This is a genomic window from Pseudomonas sp. PS02290, from assembly GCF_029960075.1.
Lineage (GTDB): Bacteria > Pseudomonadota > Gammaproteobacteria > Pseudomonadales > Pseudomonadaceae > Aquipseudomonas.
Map to the genome: position 1 here is coordinate 1 of NZ_JASCOY010000020.1, position 17,602 is coordinate 17,602.

Consider the following 17,602-nt stretch of genomic DNA (forward strand, 5'->3'; position numbering starts at 1 on the left):
TTCTTGACGACCATAGAGCATTGGAACCACCTGATCCCATCCCGAACTCAGCAGTGAAACGATGCATCGCCGATGGTAGTGTGGGGTTTCCCCATGTGAGAGTAGGTCATCGTCAAGATTAAATTCCAGAACCCCATTTGCGAAAGCAGATGGGGTTTTGTTTTTGGGTGCGGAAAAGTTATTTGCCCAGCCAACAGCCAACAGCCAACAGCCAACAGCCAACAGCCAACAGCAAGCAGCCAATAATCAGCGCCCATAAAAAAGCCCCGCATCACTGCGGGGCTTTCTGCTACCAGGCGACTTACTTACTCGCTTAGCGTTTCAACTGCTTGGGTCGCTTTTAACGGAGTAGCCCCATCACGACGTTGAATGTACTTCCAGTCTGCTTCGTCAATGTAGATCCCGGCTGGCCCACTGCCGCCTTCCAGGTCAATCGCCACATGTGCCGACACTTGAGGCTTAACGCTCGCCAGAATCGGTACAAAGCCCAGTTGTAGGCTAGTTTCCAGCAACGCTGCCTGGTTCCGTTCATCAATGTCAGCGGCTTCGTCGAGGTAGTAGGGCAGACGAATCCGTCCAGCCTGCTCGCGATCCATCAGGTGCAGCAAGAGGTACATGTTGGTCAGTGCCTTGATGGTCATCGTCGTGCCGTTTGACGCTGCCCCATCGATGTCGGTGTGGATAACCGGCTGGCTGTTGACCTTGGTGATCTCGAACGCGAGTTCGAACAAGTCCTTCAAGCCGAGCTGGTTGTGGTTAGCTGCAACCAGGCGAGCCAGATACTCTTTGGCTTCCTCGTTCTTGTTGTCCTGCTCGGCGCTCTGGCTCAGATCGAACACCGACAGTGTCTCGCCCTCTTCGTACTGACCGGCGCTATGGATGATCTGGTCGATGTGCTTGAGCGCTTCCTTGTTCGGCGCGAGCACAATACGGAAGCTCTCCAGGTTGGAAACCTGCCGGCGGTTGATCTCACGGTTAAACAGCGCCAGTTGGTGCTCGAGGCTGTCGTAGTCGCTTCGGATGTTGCGCAGCGTCCGAGCAATGTCGGTTACAGCGGCACGACGTGCCTTGCCCAAGGTAAGGGCTTCATCAGTGCGGTGAGCGTAAGCGTTGATCAGCAGTTGCAAACGCCGCTCCATGTCATCTTCGCTGTCGAACTTGGCGACACCTTTCAAACGCACCTGCGCGTACAGCGCTTCGATCTGACCATCGCAGCGCAACAGGCCCTGCCAGCTGTCCTGATAATCATTGAGCAGTGGCAGCAAGTTCTCCAGCGAGTCATCAACCGGCTCCATGAACGGCGTGCCAAATGGCAGATCGGTCGGGAGCAGCTGACGACGACGCAGCGCGTCATCCAGCGTGCGTTGCTTGGATTCGAGATCGCCGATCTGACGACCGATCAGCTGCAGCTTGGCCGACAGTTGTTGAACGCGCTCGGTGAATGCATCACTGGAGCGCTTGAGCTCATCCTGCGCCGCTTCCATCTGGGCCAACTGCTCAAGCTTCTCGCCCTCTTCGGCGCTCAATGTTTGAGCGCGGCGGAAGTCTTCGAGCGCCTTCTGCGCGTCCAGCACCTGTTGATACAACGCTTCAGTCTGGGTTTTGCTCGCCGCACGGTCGGCCGCGACGGCTTGTTGGGTCTTTAGCTGCTTGAGTTCCTTCTCCAGGCGTTCCTTCTGATCACGCAACGCGGCGCGATCGGCCAGCGCCTGGAGGGCAGGTGGCTCGATGTTCGACAGGTTGACAGTCAGGCCGGGTACTTCAAAGCGCTCACCCTTGAACCCATCGAGAATCGCTTCGAGGGATTTGACCCATGCATCGCCATCATCCAGCGCGATGCCTTGCTCGCCCAGTGGCAAGCTGAACAGCGCGCTGTTGAACAGGCGCATAAGACGCTCTACATCAGGCTGCGAGAACTCTTCGCGGAGGCGGGCATAACTGTTGTTGTCGGCATGATCGAGCTGTTGCTTGACTGATTTCAGGCGTTTTTCCAGATCGCGCAGGCGCTCATCCAGATCCTCGGCGCTGAATTGACGCGACTGCGCGAGCGCGCCGGCCAGTTCATCGTGGGCGTCTTTTGCAGCCAGTAAATGTTGTTCCAGGATTTTAACGTCGTCGACCAGCGCGAAGCGGTTCTTCAATACCGCCAATTCGCCGATCCAGCGCTGGATGTTGCTGATCTCACGCTCCAGCCGCATCAGCTCTTGAGTGCTGCCCCGCTGGTCGTTCTGCAGCGAATCCTGTTCGTTACGGTAGTGCTCGCTTTGGATGACCAACTCTTCTTTGCGCGCGTTGGAGTAGTCCTGCCATGTGCCCAGCAACGAGTCGAGCAATGGCGACAGGCGATGCAGCTTGCCGCGGAGGATGTCGCGCTGTCTCACGCCATTGGCCAACGCTTCAACCAGCGGCCCGGCGAGCACCAGTGCGTTGTAGTCCTGCTCCATGCGTCGTACGTCACGGAAGGCTTCTTCACACGCGGCGATGTAATCGACGCTGCCGGAACGCAGGCTGTGCTCAAACGCGTCGAGAAACAGCTGCTTCAATTTGGCAGCGGTGATCTCGCGCATGTGCAGCAAGTTGATGAACAGCGCGCGGAACGTTTTGAGGCTCTGCTCACTGGTCGAGCGCAGGGGAATCAGCGTCAGGTCCAGCGGGATCGACGTATGGCCACCGACCAGCAAACGACGCAGTTCATCGGGCTTCAGCTCATAGGCTTTCAGGCCCTGGCTTTCCAGATTGGCAAACAGCTCCTTCTGGCGCAGGCAGGTGTCGTCTTTCTGGTAGTGAGCCAGGTCCAGCTTGCCGGCATAGGCGAAGAACTGATGACCGAAACCGCCGCCCGGGCCTCGACCGACCACGCCAATCACATGGGGGCCGTGGGGCAGGGAGACTTCGACGAGGATGTAGCTGGTGTCGGAAGCGAAGTAGAAGCGGCGCGATTGATCAAGGCTGTATTTGCCGAAGCTCATGTCCGACATGCGCGCCAGAATCGGGAACTGCAGAGCGTTGATCGACGCACTTTTGCCCAGGTTATTCGCGCCGTAGACCGACAGCGGATGCTCCAGTGGAAACAACCCGAGGCTGTAACCGGCCGTGTTCAGCAGCGCAAAGCGGCGTATGCCGTAGCGTTCCTGGCTCATGCGTCATGCTCCTGTTCTTCAGCGATCGCCCGGGCTAGCGCTTGCTCTTCGGTTTCTGCGGATTCATCGAATTCGGTGAGGTCCAGCGGGTCGTCCGTTTCCAGCAGTCGCTCATCGCTGTCTTCGTCGATCAGCACCGGGGCCGGCAACGGCAGTGCGCTGTGCAGGCTGGCCGCCAGATCACGGTCCTGCTGCACGGACAGGCAGACGTCGAGGAAGCGATGCATCGGCGGCAGGAAGCGATAAATGCCTACTTCTTCGGCGGCGAATCCCAGCTGGGTCATGCGGCGCATGATTTTTTCTTCCAGCTCTTCCTGGGTCTGGACCTCAGCTTGCAGGAACAGATCGCGGTACTTTTCCAGCAGCGAGGGCAATTCGTCACGGCCCAGGCTGCCGCCATCGAGCACGGCGACCGGATCGCGGCCCTGGTCGGCCAAATGCTCGACGAGGATGAATGTGAACAGCGCCAGACGTTGCGCGGTCTTGTTGACCTGCGCGGCTGCCAGATCAGGCACGAAGTAGTAGAACCCACGAGTGTCGCAGACCAGCTCGAAGCCCAACGCCTTGAACAGGCCGCGGTACTGGTCCTGAAGATTGGACAGTTGCGCGTACAGCTCGGGATCGCGGCGGCTGACGTGGTAGCCCTTGAACAGCTCGCGGAAGATCGGCGCCAGCTGGGTCATTTCGGATAGATCAAGATGCATGGGCGGTGCCCTCGGAATTCTCTGGGGTGGCGTCTTTGCTCGAGAGCAGGGCGAAGGAGCGCAGGCTGACGCGGTGCTCCTGGGTCAGGTATTCGCGGCGCTCAAGGCGCTCGCGCTTGAAGCGTTTGTCTCGCGACAGCCGCGAAAACCAATACAGCAATTCATCGGTCGCGCCGGTGGGCTCCTGCTCTAGGAGCCAGACCATCAGATCCGGCATCGGCAGGGCGTCTTCGCAGCGCTCGACCATTTCCCTGACCGTGCGCGGCGCGCGAGGCGGCTCGCCCTTTCGGGTGATATTGGCCTTGGGGAAGCGCGCCGGTTTCGGCTCGAAGCGCGCCAGCGCATACACGTACGCTTCAACCTGATTGGCACTGCCGAGGAACGTGCTTTGCGGGCGGGTGAACATCGGCATCGCCGCTTGTGGCACCGCGTCGAGCCCTCGTCGACGAATCGCCGACAGCGCGAGGGCAGCACCGCGCGTCACGGCGTTGTGGCGACGCGCTTCTTCACGCAGCGGCAGCAGCAGTTCACGCGCATGGCGCAAGGTCAGTTGCGCGCTGGTCTGCATTTCAAGGATGCGGGCGTGGGTGCGCAGGAGCATGTCGTCGTCGACCAGGTGACCGAGACGCTGCTGGTCGGTGAGCATGCGCAGCAGCACGTTCTCGACCTTGCGCACGCCCTGTTCGAAGGCGCCATCGGCGTTCACCAACTGGATCATCGGCTCGACGTATTCATCCCAGGTGGCCAGCACTTCCGCGTAACGCTGACGCAGCGGAATCTGCCGGTCACTGGTCTTGGCGCGTTCGGCCACGGACACAAGGGCCTGTTCGTCATTGGCGAGCTTCTTCAGGACGTCGCGTACGCGCATGTCGAGCAGGCGCAGTTGCCGCGCCAGGTCATTGGCGTCGCGGGCGTCGAAGGCTTCCTGTATATAGCCGGCCAGCCGTTCGAGATGGCGCAGGTACGCTTCGATTTCCAGGCACAAGCCCAGCCGATGCTCGCGCCGCAGGTAGGACAGGAAATCGTGGATCTGCGCGTTCAGCTCGAAACGGTTCGGGCTTTTCGCCACAGGTACCAGAATGTCGAGCCGAATCCAGACGTCCAGCAGAGTGGTGATGTCCTGGGGCGTGCTTTCCAGTTGCTGGGCCGCCAGCTGCAAACGCAGTTCGCTCAGGCTCAGAGTGCCCTGGTCGAAGTGCTCGCAAAGTGGCTCGAGAAGCGCCCAGTGTTCGGCAAGGGCGCGCAGGACGCGCTTAGGTTCGATCATCGGATGGTCGCTGACTGGCAAATAAAAGCGGCGATTGTACTGCATCGCCGGGCTCGTTTTTCACCCGCAGTCGATCAACAGCGGCGGGAAGCGGTGAAGGCCTGTAGAATCTTCCGCCTGACTTTATCCACAGGTAGCTGACCTTTGCTCAACGAGCCTCGTCGTCGCGCTTATCTGACCGCCATGCAGGTGGTCAGCTGGCTGCCGCGCACTGAATTGCCTTTTGCTGCGCCATCGCGTCCCGAATTACTTGCGCCGGTGCCGCAGCTTGAAGAGGTGCCTGCGCCGATTATTCAGGCGGATACGCCTCGCGCGCCGGATCGCGATTCGCCCTCCGTCGCGCCGACACCCGTTGCGCGTACCGTCGAGCGGCCAAAGATCGAAATCCCTCGCCCCTCCAGCGCGCCCAAGCCAAAAGTGGTGCAGGAGGAAGAGGCCGCACCGGCCGTGGTGAAAGCGCCGGTTGCGCCGCCGCCACGTTTTGCCCTGCAACTGCTGCGCGCCGGGAGTTGCCTGTTGCTCGTGGAGTTGGTGACCGGCGAGCCGTTCCAGAGCCGCGACCCTTCCTATCTGTTGCTCAAAGACATGCTCCGCGCTGCCGGTCTGCCGGACAGCCCGCAGATCATCGGTGAGCCTGTGCGCTGGCCGCTGCTGGTGCGTGGGCAAATGGATCAAGGGCCCGAAGCAGCGCGGGATTTCGTTCAGGGTTTTCTCTACGCCCGCGTCGAGGAACAACCTTGCACCTGCCTGTGGCTGATTGGACTTCCGGCGCTGCGTTTCGCGGCTGAAACGGATGCGGAATCTTACAATCTTGAACTCCAGGTCGATGGCCTGGGGTTAGCCTGGGCGCTGCCGGGTCTGGAACTGTTGATGGACGAGCCGCAGCGAAAGGCCGAAGTGTGGCGCTCCATGCGTCAATTGATGGGCCGTTGGAAGACCGTAGATGAATGACGCAGTAACGTTTCGCCGCATGACCGAAGCTGACCTGGATGCCGTGCTGAAGATCGAATACGCCGCTTTCAGTCATCCCTGGACGCGGGGCATTTTCATCGATGCGCTGAAGTCATACGAAGTATGGCTGATGTTCGAAGGCAGTCAGCAGGTGGGGCACGGGGTGATCAACGTGATCATCGATGAAGCGCACTTGCTCAACATCACCGTTAAACCGGAGAGTCAGGGCCGTGGTTTGGGGCTGATGCTGCTGGAACAGCTGATGAAGCGCGCTTACGAGATCAATGGCCGGGAATGCTTTCTTGAACTGCGAGACAGCAACCGGTCGGCCTATCGTTTGTATGAGCGATACGGATTCAACGAAATTGGCCGTCGTCGTGATTACTACCCGGCAGTGGGCGGGCGTGAAGACGCAATCGTCATGGGATGCACGCTGTTCGAATAGTCAGAGGTTTGTCGTGGGGGCGAACAGGGTTCATCCCCACACGACTAAGCCGCTGATCAAACGCCAGGCTTGCCATCCAGCGGATCAAGAATGGCCATCTCTTCTTCATCCAGACCATCCCCACCGCCGATGTCATCTTCATCAACGATGCTCAAATCCAGGTCAGCCGGGCCATCTTCACCTGCTTCACGGGGACCGCGCGCACCGTCTTCCCGGATCAATGTTTCAGGGCTCATGTCGTCATCGGTCGGGTTGCGATCTTCGGTGGATGCACCGGTCAGTCCTGCCTCACGTACGCGTTCATCAGGAATCAACGTTTCAAGCTCATCTTCAGGAATCATGTCGCCAATGCGCCCGCTAGGCTCATTGTTGTCGTTGAAGTTGAGCTCTTCCATTGATCCCATGCGGTCTTCGTTGTCATCGATGGGCTCGGGTTGAGTGGCATCGAATGGACGGCGTGAATCGTTCATGGCAAATCCTCAATAATGTCGGTCCTAATGGGTGGACCGGACGACATGGCGAAGATTCCATCCGGTTCCTGATCGGTCGTCGCTGATCGGTCGATCTTCCCGCGTGACCCGAAGCGCCGAGCCCCAGTCATAGCTGAGCATCATTTCCGAGGCATCAACGCATGAACGAACTACAAGACTTGATCGACAACAACGAACGTTGGGCTGCCGCCATCAAGGAAGAAGACCCCGAGTTCTTTGCCAAGCTGGCCCGCCAGCAGACGCCGGAATTCCTATGGATCGGTTGTTCGGACGCCCGTGTCCCCGCCAATGAAATCGTCGGCATGCTGCCAGGCGATCTGTTCGTGCACCGCAACGTGGCCAACGTCGTGCTGCACACAGACCTCAATTGCCTGTCGGTGATTCAGTACGCAGTCGACGTGCTGAAGGTCAAACACATTCTCGTCACCGGTCACTACGGGTGTGGCGGCGTGCGTGCTTCGATGCAGGATCGCCAGTTCGGCCTGATCGACGGCTGGCTGCGCACCATTCGCGATCTGTACTACGAAAACCGTGAGCTGCTGGCCAAGCTGCCGACTGAGGAAGAACAGGTCGACCGGCTGTGCGAGCTGAACGTGATTCAGCAGGTCGCCAACGTTGGCCACACCAGCATTGTGCAGAACGCCTGGCATCGCGGGCAGAAGTTGTCTGTCCATGGTTGCATCTATGGCATCAAGGATGGGCGATGGAAGAGTCTGAACGCGACCATCAGCGGGCCGGAGCAATTGCCGCCACAGTATCGCTTGCGTCCGCAGGGGGAGTGATCGGGTAGGGCAAGCGTCCATCCAAATTGTGGGAGTGAGCTTGCTCGCGATAGCATTAGTCCAGTCACATCGATGTGAGTTAAAGACGTCGCGAGCAAGCTCATTCCTGCAGGATCGTTGTGTTAGAGCTGAGCGCTCTTCATTTCCGGCAGCGGCTTCTGCAGCTGCTTGATCTGCCGCGACACTTCACCCGTCCGGCACTTCGCTGCCGCCTGATCCGGCGTCAACTTGCGCACTGTGCTGAAGAACAGCTTGCAGGTCTCAACCTTGTTGGTCACCTGCCAGTTGGTGGTGCACTGCTTCAACAGCGCCGCCGGGTCGTTTGTCGGTTTCTGGCCCATGCCGGCTTGCCAGCACGCCGCGCTCAGGTCCTGGCCCATGACCTTCAAGCCGGCTTCATCCGCCTTGGTTTCGTCCCCGCCGTAATTGCTTTTGTCCGCCGCATTCCAGATATAGCTTGGGTGATTTGAACCCAGCACGGGGACGCTTTGCCCGCCTGCCGGACTGATGCTCGCCAGACCCAACACCGGGACGGTGACGTTGTACTGCTGCTTGAGCCACGCGCGCACCGGCGCACCGAACGCGACCATCGGCAGCGATGTGCCCGCCGCGCTTTGGGTCAGCTGCTTGACCATGTTGGTCTGGTAATCGGTGAAGTAGCTGTAGACGTTCTCAAGGTCCTTGCCGGCGTTGGAGGGCGCAGCAATGGGCGCGATGTCGATGATGGTCTGATAGGCAGGCGTCTGCTCCTTGGGAATGCCGTTATCCGTGAGCAGCTCGGACCAGCGGTCGGTGGTGGCCGAGAACAGATAGTCCTGAGCCTGAGTCAGCGAGTAGTCCGGCGGGAAATGCAGCAGCTCGACGCTCTTGCGATTTTCCAGCGCCATGCCCAGCGGCAAAAACAGATACCAGTTGTAGGCGAACTTGTTATCGGCGTTGAGTTTGCTTGCGCCAGCGTAGGCCAGGTCGCCTGCGTCGAGCAGCGCTGAAAGCGGTTTGTCGTAGCCGTCCGGCACGCCGGTGATGTCGGCGTAGATCACGTCGTTGTCGTTGTGCACCGCAACCTTGGCCGCGGCGTAACCGTCACGCTGGACGCTTTGCGTGAGGTAGTGCTCGACGGTCTGTTCCAGCGTCCAGTTTCGGAAGCAGATGATATTGCAGTTGTTCGGGTAGGCGAACAGGTGTGTGACGCGTTCCTTGCTCCCCAGTTTGACGTTGACGTCGGCCTGAGCGGTGAGGCTCAGCGTCAGCGCGGTAAGGGCGATGCTCAATGCGGCTGTTTTTTTCATGCTCATGTCCTTGTTGGCGTAGACACCCCTCTGCGTGGGTGGTGTTTCGATGATGAAACACTTGGACATGACTGGGAATGGGCAACGATGGCTGCGGGGCCATTTTTAATGGCGCGCTCGTTAAAGCACGAACCGCTGAACCATCGTGTTCAGGTCGGTGGCCAGCATCGAAAGCGCATTGCTCGCCACCGTGGTTTGCTGAGCGCCCGACGCCGATTGCGACGACAGATCGCGAATGCTGCTCAGGTTGCGGTCAACTTCGTTAGCCACTTGCGCCTGTTGTTCGGCGGCGCTGGCGATCAGCGTGTTCCGGTCGCTAATGGTCGACGTTGCGCTGATGATGACGGTCAGTGCGTGACCGGTTGCAGCGGCCTGCTCCAGGGTAAGATTGGCCTGGGCTGCGGTGACGCGCAGGGTTTGCGCGGTCTCCTGAGTGCTTTTCTGTACATCATTGATCAGGGTTTCGATCTCGGTGGTCGACGCGCTGGTGCGTTGGGCGAGAGAGCGCACTTCATCGGCGACCACGGCGAACCCGCGGCCTGCTTCGCCTGCCCGTGCGGCCTCGATGGCGGCATTCAGTGCAAGCAGGTTGGTCTGGTTGGCAATCGCGCGGATGACTTCGAGAATCTTGCTGATGCTCAGCGTGCGCTCGGCCAAACCGTCGGCCTGGTGAGAAGAATCCAGGACGTTGTCGGTCAGCTCCTTGATCGAATCAATGGTGCCGGTCAGGCGCAGACGACCCTCGGCGGCCGCTTCGTTGGACGCCTTCGACTCGCTGGACGTGCTGCTGGCGTTGTCGGCAACTTCTCCGGCAGCCTTACTCATCTGGTTCACCGCAACTGCCGCCTGTTCGATCTCATCGTTCTGCAATTGCAGGTTCTTCGCGCTGGCCTCGGCAATCGCGCCCATTTCGTGGACCGACTGGCTCAACTGGCCCGCTGCAGCGTAAATCTGATCGATCGTGCCATGCAGATTGGCGCGCATCAGGCCCAAGGTCTTCAGCAGTTGAGCCGTTTCGTCCTTGCCTTCCGGAATCGGCTGCGGGCTCAGATCGCCTTGAGCAATTGTGCTGGCGATATGCAGTGACTGACGCAGGGGACGAATGATGCTCAGGCTCAATCGCCACGCCAGCAGCAACGTCAGCACCAACGCCACCACGATGGCGCTGACGGCAATGATTCGGGTCTGCTGGAACCGCACGCCGGCCGCGTCGACGGTGCCCGCCGCACTTTGCTTGTTCAACTCGCGCAGCAACTGCACCTGCATGTCCATCAGGTCACCCTGCAGGCTCAGCGTGGTGTTGAGCAGCATGCGCGCGTCGTCGAGTTTGCGTTGTTCGATCAGCGTGATTTCGTCGTGCAGCCCTGGCATGAAAGCGTTATAGGCATCTTGCAGGGCCTTGATGGAATCCCGCTCGGTGCTGTCGGTGGCATGGGCGAGATAATCGACGAAGCCTTTCTCAACCTCGTTCTTAAGCTGCTCGACGTTGATTTTGCTGGTCACCACTGCGCCGGGGTCGTCGGCATTGGCAATCAGCCTGGCGCTCTCGCCGCGCAACTTGATCAGGTCGATGGCGATCGCGTCCGCCATGGCGATACTGGGCAGCGACCCGCTCTCAACCGCTTCGCCCTGATCCCGGATGCTCTGCATCTGCAACAGGCAGAACACACCGAGCGCCACCAGCAAGAGCGCGGTCACGCCGAAGCACAGCACCAACCGCTGGGTAATCCTGAAACGACGCAGGAATGCAGGTTTGGAGGAAGGACGGACCACACGACGCAATAACCTTTTCACTGCCACCCATCCCATCGACGAAAACACCGGAGAGATGGTTATAGAGGTGTTCCGTGATGTCTTTATGACATTGCTGGAGATGTTTCGGAATTGTTGCGGTACGGTCAGATGATGCGATTGAAAATGATGTGAGGGGGTAGTCGGGTGGGCAATGTCAACGCTGTTTGTGGGATAGGTCTCTGCGAGTCTCGGCGACCTTGTTGAGTTATTTTCTGTACATACAATAATTCAATGCAGATAATCTTCGACATCGCAGAACGCGACATCACCCTTCTTAAGCGTTGCCTCGACTTTGGGGATGCCGGCTTGGTATTCGCCGGCAGACATTTGACCGGCGAAGATTGCCGGCAGGATCACGGGGAGGCCCGCTACATCACGGTTGGTCTGTTGTCAGAACGTATGGTGGTCCTGGTCTGGACACCGCACGGCGCGGCTCGCCGATCATTTCCATGAGAAAAGCCAATGAGCGCGAACAAAACCTCTACCGGCATCGACTGGGTTGATCCCGACGATGCACCCGAATTGTCCGATGCATACTTCGATCAGGCTGATGAAGACGTGGGTGATCAGTTGGTCAAGCGTGGCCGACCACGTGCTGTGGTTGTGCGAGAGCGGATTACCATTCGCTTGGAGCATGACGTGGTGGAGCAATTCCGGGCGTCAGGACCGGGCTGGCAGACGCGAATGAATGCCGCGCTGGTAGACTGGCTAAAAACCCATGAGCCGTCCGAAATAGCGCTATGACCTTCCAGGCCCCCTAAGCACCAATCTCCTCCATAAACTCCATCAAGAACCGCTCCGCGCGTGCATGCCTGACCTGCGCCATGTGACGCCCCGTGGCCGTTTGAAAGCCCTGCGCCAAAGTGAATATCTTGGTGGTGAAGTGATCGACGGCGAAGCGTTTGTCGTCCAGGTCGCGCTGTTGCGCCTGGGGGTCGGCGGGGTCGTAGAGGTGGCTGCCCATGCGCCCGGACACGTAGAACAGCCGTGCCACGCCGACCATGCCGAGGGCGTCGAGACGGTCGGCGTCCTGCAGGATCTTCGCTTCCAGCGAGGTGGGCGTGATGTCGGCCGAATAGCTGTGGGATTCGATAGCGTGGGCAACGGCCTGGGTGCGCTCTTCGTCCCAGCCCATCTCTGCGAGCAGATCCGTCGCTTTTGCCGCTGCCAGACGCGAGGCACTTGAGCGAAACGGCGAGTTCTTTTCCACGGAGACGCAGTCGTGGAGCAGGGTGGCGGCAAGCAGGATTTGATGATCGCCGCCTTCGGTGTCGCGAATGGCGCAGACGTTGGTCCAGACCCGGTGCAGGTGGGATACGTCGTGGGAGCCGTCGAGCCTTTCCGCCACGGTGTGGGGAATCAGCAGGTCGGCGAGGGACTGAAAAGGCGCGAAGGAGAGGGCGGTCATGGATCATCCTGTCGATGTCGGCGAACGGTGCGCCAGCATACAGATTGACCCGCGCCTGCGCTGCCGGTTCGCTGAGTCGGTTCGCGGATCTCTGCCGCCCACGTTGCGCAGAAGAGATCAGTGAGCCGTCGCGACGCTACATCACTGGCCTTTCATTGCCGCCGTCAGCTTGTCCACGTTGTAACGAAACATCGCCACGTAGGTCGCCGCCGGGCCGTTTGCAGGTGACAGCGATTCCACATACAGCTCGCCGCCCGGGTGCGCGCCGCTGGCTTTTGCGATCTGTTGCACCAGACGCGGGTCGCCAGAGTTCTCGAAGAAGTAGGCGCTGACGTGCTCCTGCTTGATCTGTTGGATCAGCTTGCCAACGTCAGCTGCCGAGGCTTCGGTTTCAGTGGAAAAGCCCAGTGGCGAGAGAAAGGTCACGCCATAGGCATCGCCGAAATAGCCGAAGGCGTCGTGGGACGTCAGCACCTTGCGCTGTGCGAGCGGGATGGCGCTGATCTGCGCGCGGGCGTAGGCATCCATATCCTGCAGCTGGACGATGTATTTCTCACCGTTGGCTTTGTAATCGGCGGCATTGTCCGGGTCGGCTTTCTGTAGGGCCTTGATGATGTTTCTGACGTAAACGACGCCGTTTACCGCGCTGTTCCAGGCATGGGGGTCGGTAATCTTCTTGCCGTCTTCTTCCATGCTGCGGGTCATGATCCCGTCAGACAGCACGATCGGCTGGCCTTTGTAGCCGGAGGCAGTGATCAGCCGATCCAGCCAACCCTCCAGATGCAAGCCACTGACGAACACCACGTCGGCTTTTTTCAGCGCCTGGGCGTCATTGGGGGTGGGCTCGTAGACGTGAGGATCGCCGTTGGGCCCGATGAGCGAGGTCACGTGCACGTGATCGCCGCCGACGTTGTGCACCATGTCGGCGATGACAGTGAAGGATGCGACGGTCTCCAGGGTTTTTGCCTGGGCGAGGTTGGCCAGGCCCGACAACGCCAGCGCGGCGGTCAGAAGCGTGAAACGTTTCATGGTGGTTTCCTTGCGGTAAGAGAACGATCAGCTGGACAGATGAACCCTCGGGAACAGTCGGCGCACAAAGCCGCTGCGTCCAAAGAACAGTGAGAACCCGTAGAAGGCGCTGGCGGTGAGCACGATGGCCGGGCCCGAAGCGACGCTGGCGTGGTAGGAGACGATCAGGCCGATGAAGCCCGAAAGCGTGGCGACTGCAGTCGAAATCACGATCATGCCGGTCAACGAGCGCGCCCAGAACCGCGCGACCGTGGCGGGCAGCATCATCATGCCGACGGCCATCAACGTGCCCAACGCCTGAAAGCCCGCCACCAGATTGAGCACCACCAGCAGCAGAAACAGCACGTGATACAGCGACCCGCGCCCGCCCACCGCGCGCAGGAAGCCCGGATCGAAGCATTCGAGGATCAACGGGCGGTAGATCAGCGCGAGCAGAATCAAGGTGAATGAAGCGATGCCGCCGACCATGAAAATCGCCTGATCGTCGATGGCCAGAATGGTACCGAACAGCACGTGAAGCAGATCCACGTTGGAGCCGTGCAGAGAAACGATCAGCACGCCGGCAGCAAGGGACGTCAGGTAAAAACTGGCGAAACTGGCGTCTTCGCGCAGCGTTGTGTAGCGACTCACCAACCCTGAGAGCAACGCCACGGCGAGACCTGCGATCAAACCGCCGAAGCCCATGGCTGGCAGTGACAACCCGGCGAAGAGGAAGCCCACGGCGGCACCCGGCAACACCGCGTGACTCATGGCGTCGCCCACCAGACTCATGCGCCGCAGCATCAGCAGCACGCCGACCGGGCCGGAGCCGATGCCCAGCGCCAGGCATGCCACCAGGGCGCGGCGCATGAAACCGAAATCAACGAAGGGCTGGATCAAGAGGCTATAGAGCGTCACAGCGTTTGCTCCGCATCGGCGTCGCACGGTTGTGCGTCAGGGTTCCAGTGCTCGGCCATGTTCTTGGCGCGGCGCAGGTTGTCGTCGTTGAGGATGTCGGCGGTGTCGCCCCAGGCAATGATTTCTCGCGCCAGCAACAGCGTGCTCGGAAAATGCTGGCGCACTTGCTCGATGTCATGCAGCACAGCAATGACGGTTCGGCCCTGGCCGTGCCAGGTGCTGATCAACTGCAACAAGTCCCGCGTGGTGCGTGCATCGATCGCCGTGAAGGGCTCGTCGAGCAGAATCACCGAGGCGTCCTGCAATAACAGCCGGGCGAACAGCACGCGCTGAAACTGACCCGACGACAACGAGCTGATGCTGCGTTGATCGAATCCTGCGAGACCTACGGCTCCCAGCGCCTCTTGAGCCTGTTGAGCATGCTGTCGCGTGGCGCCCCGGAACGCCCCGATGCTGCGCCAGGCGCCCATCATTACGGTGTCGGCCACGCTGAGCGGAAAGCTCCGGTCGATCTCGGCAGCTTGCGGCAGGTAACCCATGTGCCGCGTTGCCAACTGGTTGCGCTCGACGCGCCCGACCGCGGGTTTGAGCGTGCCGGCGATGGCTTTGATCAGCGTGGATTTACCGGCGCCGTTGGGGCCGACGATCGCCGTCAGGCTGCCCGCCGCGAATCGGCCGTTGGCGTGATGCACCGCTGGCCGGCGTTCGTAGGTCAGTGTCAGGTCATGGAGGTCGATGGCGGCGCTCATGGGATCGCCACCGCCCAGGCTACGCCGATCCACAGCAAGACCAGCATGGCGAAGGAAATCAACACGCGTTTGCCGGCCGATTGAGCCAGTGCGGACGTTGCAAGGGAGGAAGGAAGCCGGGAATCGCGTTTCACAAAAAAGACTGCCTGAAATACTTTGTTATAGTATTACATCACCTTTGGGTTGATCTGAAAAGCGCGATTTGGGCGAAGTTCAGGCAGGCGACAGTTTCCACCACGCTGCGGAGGGTGGCGTTTCCCCGGCGCGATAAACCCTGTAGTTTTCGATCACTTTTCTCTTTGTCAGGATGATCCCCATGAGCGCTTCCCACCGGCGTCCGGTACCCCTCGCCAAATGCTATCGCCTGCTCAACCACGGCCCGACTGTACTGATCAGCGCCGCTCACGAGGGTCAGCGCAACATCATGGCGGCAGCGTGGGCGATGCCGCTGGACTTCCAGCCGCCGAAAGTCACGGTTGTGCTGGATAAGTCGGTGTGGACGCGGCAGTTGCTCGAAGGCTCGGGCACGTTCGTGATCAACGTGCCGACCCTCAGCCAGATCGATATCGTCGAAACGGTCGGCTCGACCTCAGGGCTGGAGATCTCCCAGGAACAGGGCCTGGATAAATTCAAGGCTTATGGTCTGGAGACCTTCGCAGGCTCCCACGTTGAAGCGCCGTTGCTGGAAGGCTGCGCGGGCTGGCTGGAGTGCCGATTGATTCCCGAGCCGCACAATCAGAGCGCGCATGATCTGTTCATTGGCGAAGTGGTCGCAGCATGGGCGGATGAGCGCGTGTTCTCCGAAGGGCACTGGCATTTCGAGGGGCATGATGCGCTGCGCACCCTTCACCATGTGGCAGGCGGGCATTTTCTGGTGATCGGCGATGGCGTGGATGGCAAGGTGCTGGAGCGGTCCGCTGACTGACCCACGTCCGGCTTGGAAGGCGCGCCCCTTGGTGGAAGGGGCGCGGTGAAGCAGCTTTAAGTGGCCGGACGTGGATGCACCTCAGTCCTTCGACAGTTCGCCGTTCACAAGACGCCAGGTCTTCAACGGATTGCTGGCTTTCAACGCAGGGGGCAGCAGCGAGTCCGGGACGTTCTGATAACAGACGGGCCGCAGGAAGCGATCAATAGCGGTCGCGCCCACCGAGGTGCTGCGGCTGTCGGAAGTGGCCGGGGACGGCCCGCCATGGACCATCGAATAACTCACTTCGACACCGGTCGGGAAGTCGTTGAACAGAATCCGTCCCGCCTTGCGCTCCAGTATCGGCAGCAGCGCCAGAGCAGTTGCCTCATCGCCATCGTCAAATTGCAGGGTTACGGTCAGTTGACCATCGAAGCTGGCGGCGACCTTCTGCAGATCGGCGACGTCTGTGCAGACGATCAACAACGCGCTTGGCCCGAAGTTCTCGTCTTCCAGCGCAGGGTTGGCGAGGAAGGTGGCCGAGTCGGTACGGAAGAAGGCGGGGCGGGCCTGGAATGAACCTTCGGCCTCCTGACCCTCCGCCACCAGCGTCACGCCGGATGCGCTGTGCAGATTATTCAGCCCGTTGCAGTAAGCGCCGTGGATGTTCGGCGTCAGCATGGTGGTCGGCAGTTTCTCGGACAGCGCCTTGGCCGAAGCCGACACGAACGTTTCCAGCGCGTCGCTTTCCAGTGCCAGCAGAATGCCGGGGTTGGTGCAGAACTGCCCCGCGCCCATGACCAGCGATTCGACAAAACCTTTGGCGATGGTTTCGGCGCGGGCCAGCAAAGCGGCCGGCAGCAGGAACACCGGGTTGATGCTGCTCATCTCGGCGTACACCGGGATCGGTACCGCACGCGCTTGAGCCGCTGCCACCAGTGCCAGACCGCCACGGCGGGAGCCAGTAAAGCCCACGGCTTGAATCAACGGGTGGCTGACCAGCGCCTGGCCGACAGCAATGTCTTTGTCGATCAGTAACGAGAACACGCCTTCTGGCATGCCGGTGTCGCGCGCAGCTTTCTGGATCACGCGCCCCACCAGTTCGCTGGTCCCCAAATGAGCCGGGTGCGCCTTAACGATGACCGGGCAACCGGCCGCCAACGCTGAGGCGGTGTCGCCGCCGGCGACCGAGAAGGCCAGGGGGAAGTTGCTCGCACCGAACACTGCCACCGGACCAAGGCCGATGCGCCGCAGACGTAAGTCGGCGCGAGGCAGTGGCTGGCGCTCTGGCAGCGCGGTATCGACCACGGCACCGTGCCAACGCCCATCGCGCAGCAGGCTGGCAAACAGCTTGAGCTGGTTGACCGTACGCATCCGCTCGCCTTCAAGGCGCGGCTTGGGCAGGCCGCTTTCGACATGCACGCGTTCGGTGAGCACATCGCCCAGATCGAGAAGACCTTGGGCGATGGCCTCAAGAAAGGTGGCGCGTTGGTCGTCACTCAGTTGTCGATAACTGTCGAACGAAGCTTCGGCCAGTTCGCACGCGGCATTGACGTCTTCCAGCGTGCTGGCGCCAAACGAAGGTGTCAGGGGTTCACCCGTGGTGGCGGCGAGGGCGAACACCTCTCCGGCCTGGCCCCGCACAGCACGTTGCCCGATGATCGTTTCACCAAGAATCTGCATTGCTCAACACCTCTCGAGGGCGGCGACCGTCAGTGGGTACCGCTGTGGCCAGCCTCTGAGGTTACATCA

Annotated in this window: 17 protein-coding genes, 1 rRNA gene and 3 pseudogenes; 8 read left to right on the top strand and 13 right to left on the bottom strand. The window is 60.4% G+C overall.

Features of this window, described 5'->3' with window-relative positions:
• Positions 1 to 2: 2 nt before the first annotated feature.
• Positions 3 to 118: ribosomal RNA gene (gene rrf / locus QMX88_RS11700) — 5S ribosomal RNA — on the top strand.
• 187 nt (positions 119 to 305) lie between these two features.
• Here rrf and mksF read toward each other — a convergent pair.
• From mksF to mksB, 3 genes are read right to left on the bottom strand one after another with little or no spacing between them, the layout of a single operon-like run.
• On the bottom strand, positions 306 to 3,140 hold the full coding sequence (mksF, locus tag QMX88_RS11705; RefSeq protein WP_282369390.1) for an Mks condensin complex protein MksF: 2,835 nt from the start codon (positions 3,138 to 3,140) through the stop codon (positions 306 to 308).
• A complete protein-coding gene (mksE, locus tag QMX88_RS11710) occupies positions 3,137 to 3,844 on the bottom strand; it encodes an Mks condensin complex protein MksE (RefSeq protein ID WP_122536222.1) in 708 nt (235 codons plus the stop codon). The genes mksF and mksE overlap by 4 nt, the downstream gene beginning before the upstream one ends.
• Positions 3,834 to 5,111, bottom strand: a complete 1,278-nt coding sequence (gene mksB / locus QMX88_RS11715; protein ID WP_192174971.1) for an Mks condensin complex protein MksB — start codon at positions 5,109 to 5,111, stop codon at positions 3,834 to 3,836. Before mksB ends, mksE begins: the two co-directional genes overlap by 11 nt.
• Positions 5,112 to 5,255: 144 nt before the next feature.
• Between mksB and QMX88_RS29650 the strand changes: the two are divergent.
• The 3 genes and pseudogenes from QMX88_RS29650 to rimI all read left to right on the top strand — a co-directional run.
• A pseudogene (locus QMX88_RS29650) lies at positions 5,256 to 5,391 on the top strand (energy transducer TonB); the annotation flags it as partial.
• 68 nt (positions 5,392 to 5,459) lie between these two features.
• Positions 5,460 to 6,062, top strand: a pseudogene (locus QMX88_RS11720) (energy transducer TonB); the annotation flags it as partial.
• Positions 6,055 to 6,507: a ribosomal protein S18-alanine N-acetyltransferase gene (gene rimI / locus QMX88_RS11725; protein ID WP_282369395.1), complete on the top strand. Its 453-nt coding sequence runs from the start codon at positions 6,055 to 6,057 to the stop codon at positions 6,505 to 6,507. The pseudogene QMX88_RS11720 and the gene rimI, both read left to right, overlap by 8 nt.
• A gap of 56 nt (positions 6,508 to 6,563) precedes the next feature.
• Here rimI and QMX88_RS11730 read toward each other — a convergent pair whose 3' ends face one another.
• Positions 6,564 to 6,977: a serine kinase/phosphatase gene (locus QMX88_RS11730; RefSeq protein WP_282369396.1), complete on the bottom strand. Its 414-nt coding sequence runs from the start codon at positions 6,975 to 6,977 to the stop codon at positions 6,564 to 6,566.
• Positions 6,978 to 7,138: 161 nt separating this feature from the next.
• Between QMX88_RS11730 and can the strand changes: the two genes are divergently transcribed.
• Positions 7,139 to 7,780, top strand: a complete 642-nt coding sequence (gene can, locus QMX88_RS11735) for a carbonate dehydratase (protein WP_065991764.1) — start codon at positions 7,139 to 7,141, stop codon at positions 7,778 to 7,780.
• 122 nt (positions 7,781 to 7,902) lie between these two features.
• Here the strand turns inward: can and QMX88_RS11740 are convergent, their stop codons facing one another.
• The 3 genes and pseudogenes from QMX88_RS11740 to QMX88_RS29660 form a co-directional block, all read right to left on the bottom strand.
• Positions 7,903 to 9,069 carry a hypothetical protein gene (locus QMX88_RS11740; RefSeq protein WP_282369410.1) on the bottom strand — a complete coding sequence of 389 codons (1,167 nt, stop codon included), beginning with the start codon at positions 9,067 to 9,069 and terminating at the stop codon, positions 7,903 to 7,905.
• Positions 9,070 to 9,189: 120 nt separating this feature from the next.
• The gene (locus QMX88_RS29655) at positions 9,190 to 10,053 is read right to left on the bottom strand and encodes a methyl-accepting chemotaxis protein (RefSeq protein WP_442969449.1); all 864 of its coding nucleotides are present in this window, start codon (positions 10,051 to 10,053) and stop codon (positions 9,190 to 9,192) included.
• Positions 10,048 to 10,878: pseudogene (locus tag QMX88_RS29660) on the bottom strand (MCP four helix bundle domain-containing protein); the annotation flags it as partial. The pseudogene QMX88_RS29660 and the gene QMX88_RS29655, both read right to left, overlap by 6 nt.
• A gap of 216 nt (positions 10,879 to 11,094) precedes the next feature.
• Between QMX88_RS29660 and QMX88_RS29450 the strand changes: the two are divergent.
• A complete protein-coding gene (locus QMX88_RS29450) occupies positions 11,095 to 11,316 on the top strand; it encodes a BrnT family toxin (protein WP_336620225.1) in 222 nt (73 codons plus the stop codon).
• Between the two features lie 9 nt (positions 11,317 to 11,325).
• The gene (locus QMX88_RS11750; protein ID WP_282369412.1) at positions 11,326 to 11,607 is read left to right on the top strand and encodes a BrnA antitoxin family protein; all 282 of its coding nucleotides are present in this window, start codon (positions 11,326 to 11,328) and stop codon (positions 11,605 to 11,607) included.
• A gap of 13 nt (positions 11,608 to 11,620) precedes the next feature.
• On the opposite strand, the gene QMX88_RS11755 is transcribed toward QMX88_RS11750, so the two are convergent.
• The 5 genes from QMX88_RS11755 to QMX88_RS11775 form a co-directional block, all read right to left on the bottom strand.
• Positions 11,621 to 12,271 (bottom strand): HD domain-containing protein, encoded by a 651-nt coding sequence (locus tag QMX88_RS11755; protein WP_282369414.1) that lies wholly within the window; start codon positions 12,269 to 12,271, stop codon positions 11,621 to 11,623.
• 141 nt (positions 12,272 to 12,412) lie between these two features.
• Positions 12,413 to 13,300: a metal ABC transporter substrate-binding protein gene (locus QMX88_RS11760; RefSeq protein WP_282369416.1), complete on the bottom strand. Its 888-nt coding sequence runs from the start codon at positions 13,298 to 13,300 to the stop codon at positions 12,413 to 12,415.
• 27 nt (positions 13,301 to 13,327) lie between these two features.
• Entirely contained in the window at positions 13,328 to 14,197 is an 870-nt protein-coding gene (locus QMX88_RS11765; RefSeq protein ID WP_282369418.1) for a metal ABC transporter permease, read from the bottom strand.
• Positions 14,194 to 14,946: a metal ABC transporter ATP-binding protein gene (locus QMX88_RS11770; protein WP_282369420.1), complete on the bottom strand. Its 753-nt coding sequence runs from the start codon at positions 14,944 to 14,946 to the stop codon at positions 14,194 to 14,196. The genes QMX88_RS11765 and QMX88_RS11770 overlap by 4 nt, the downstream gene beginning before the upstream one ends.
• A complete protein-coding gene (locus QMX88_RS11775) occupies positions 14,943 to 15,080 on the bottom strand; it encodes a hypothetical protein (RefSeq protein ID WP_282369422.1) in 138 nt (45 codons plus the stop codon). Before QMX88_RS11775 ends, QMX88_RS11770 begins: the two co-directional genes overlap by 4 nt.
• Before the next feature lie 182 nt (positions 15,081 to 15,262).
• Here QMX88_RS11775 and QMX88_RS11780 point away from each other — a divergent pair, with 182 nt between their 5' ends.
• Entirely contained in the window at positions 15,263 to 15,871 is a 609-nt protein-coding gene (locus QMX88_RS11780; RefSeq protein WP_282369424.1) for a flavin reductase family protein, read from the top strand.
• A gap of 81 nt (positions 15,872 to 15,952) precedes the next feature.
• On the opposite strand, the gene QMX88_RS11785 is transcribed toward QMX88_RS11780, so the two are convergent.
• Positions 15,953 to 17,533 (bottom strand): aldehyde dehydrogenase (NADP(+)), encoded by a 1,581-nt coding sequence (locus tag QMX88_RS11785; protein WP_282369426.1) that lies wholly within the window; start codon positions 17,531 to 17,533, stop codon positions 15,953 to 15,955.
• Between the last annotated feature and the right edge of the window lie 69 nt (positions 17,534 to 17,602).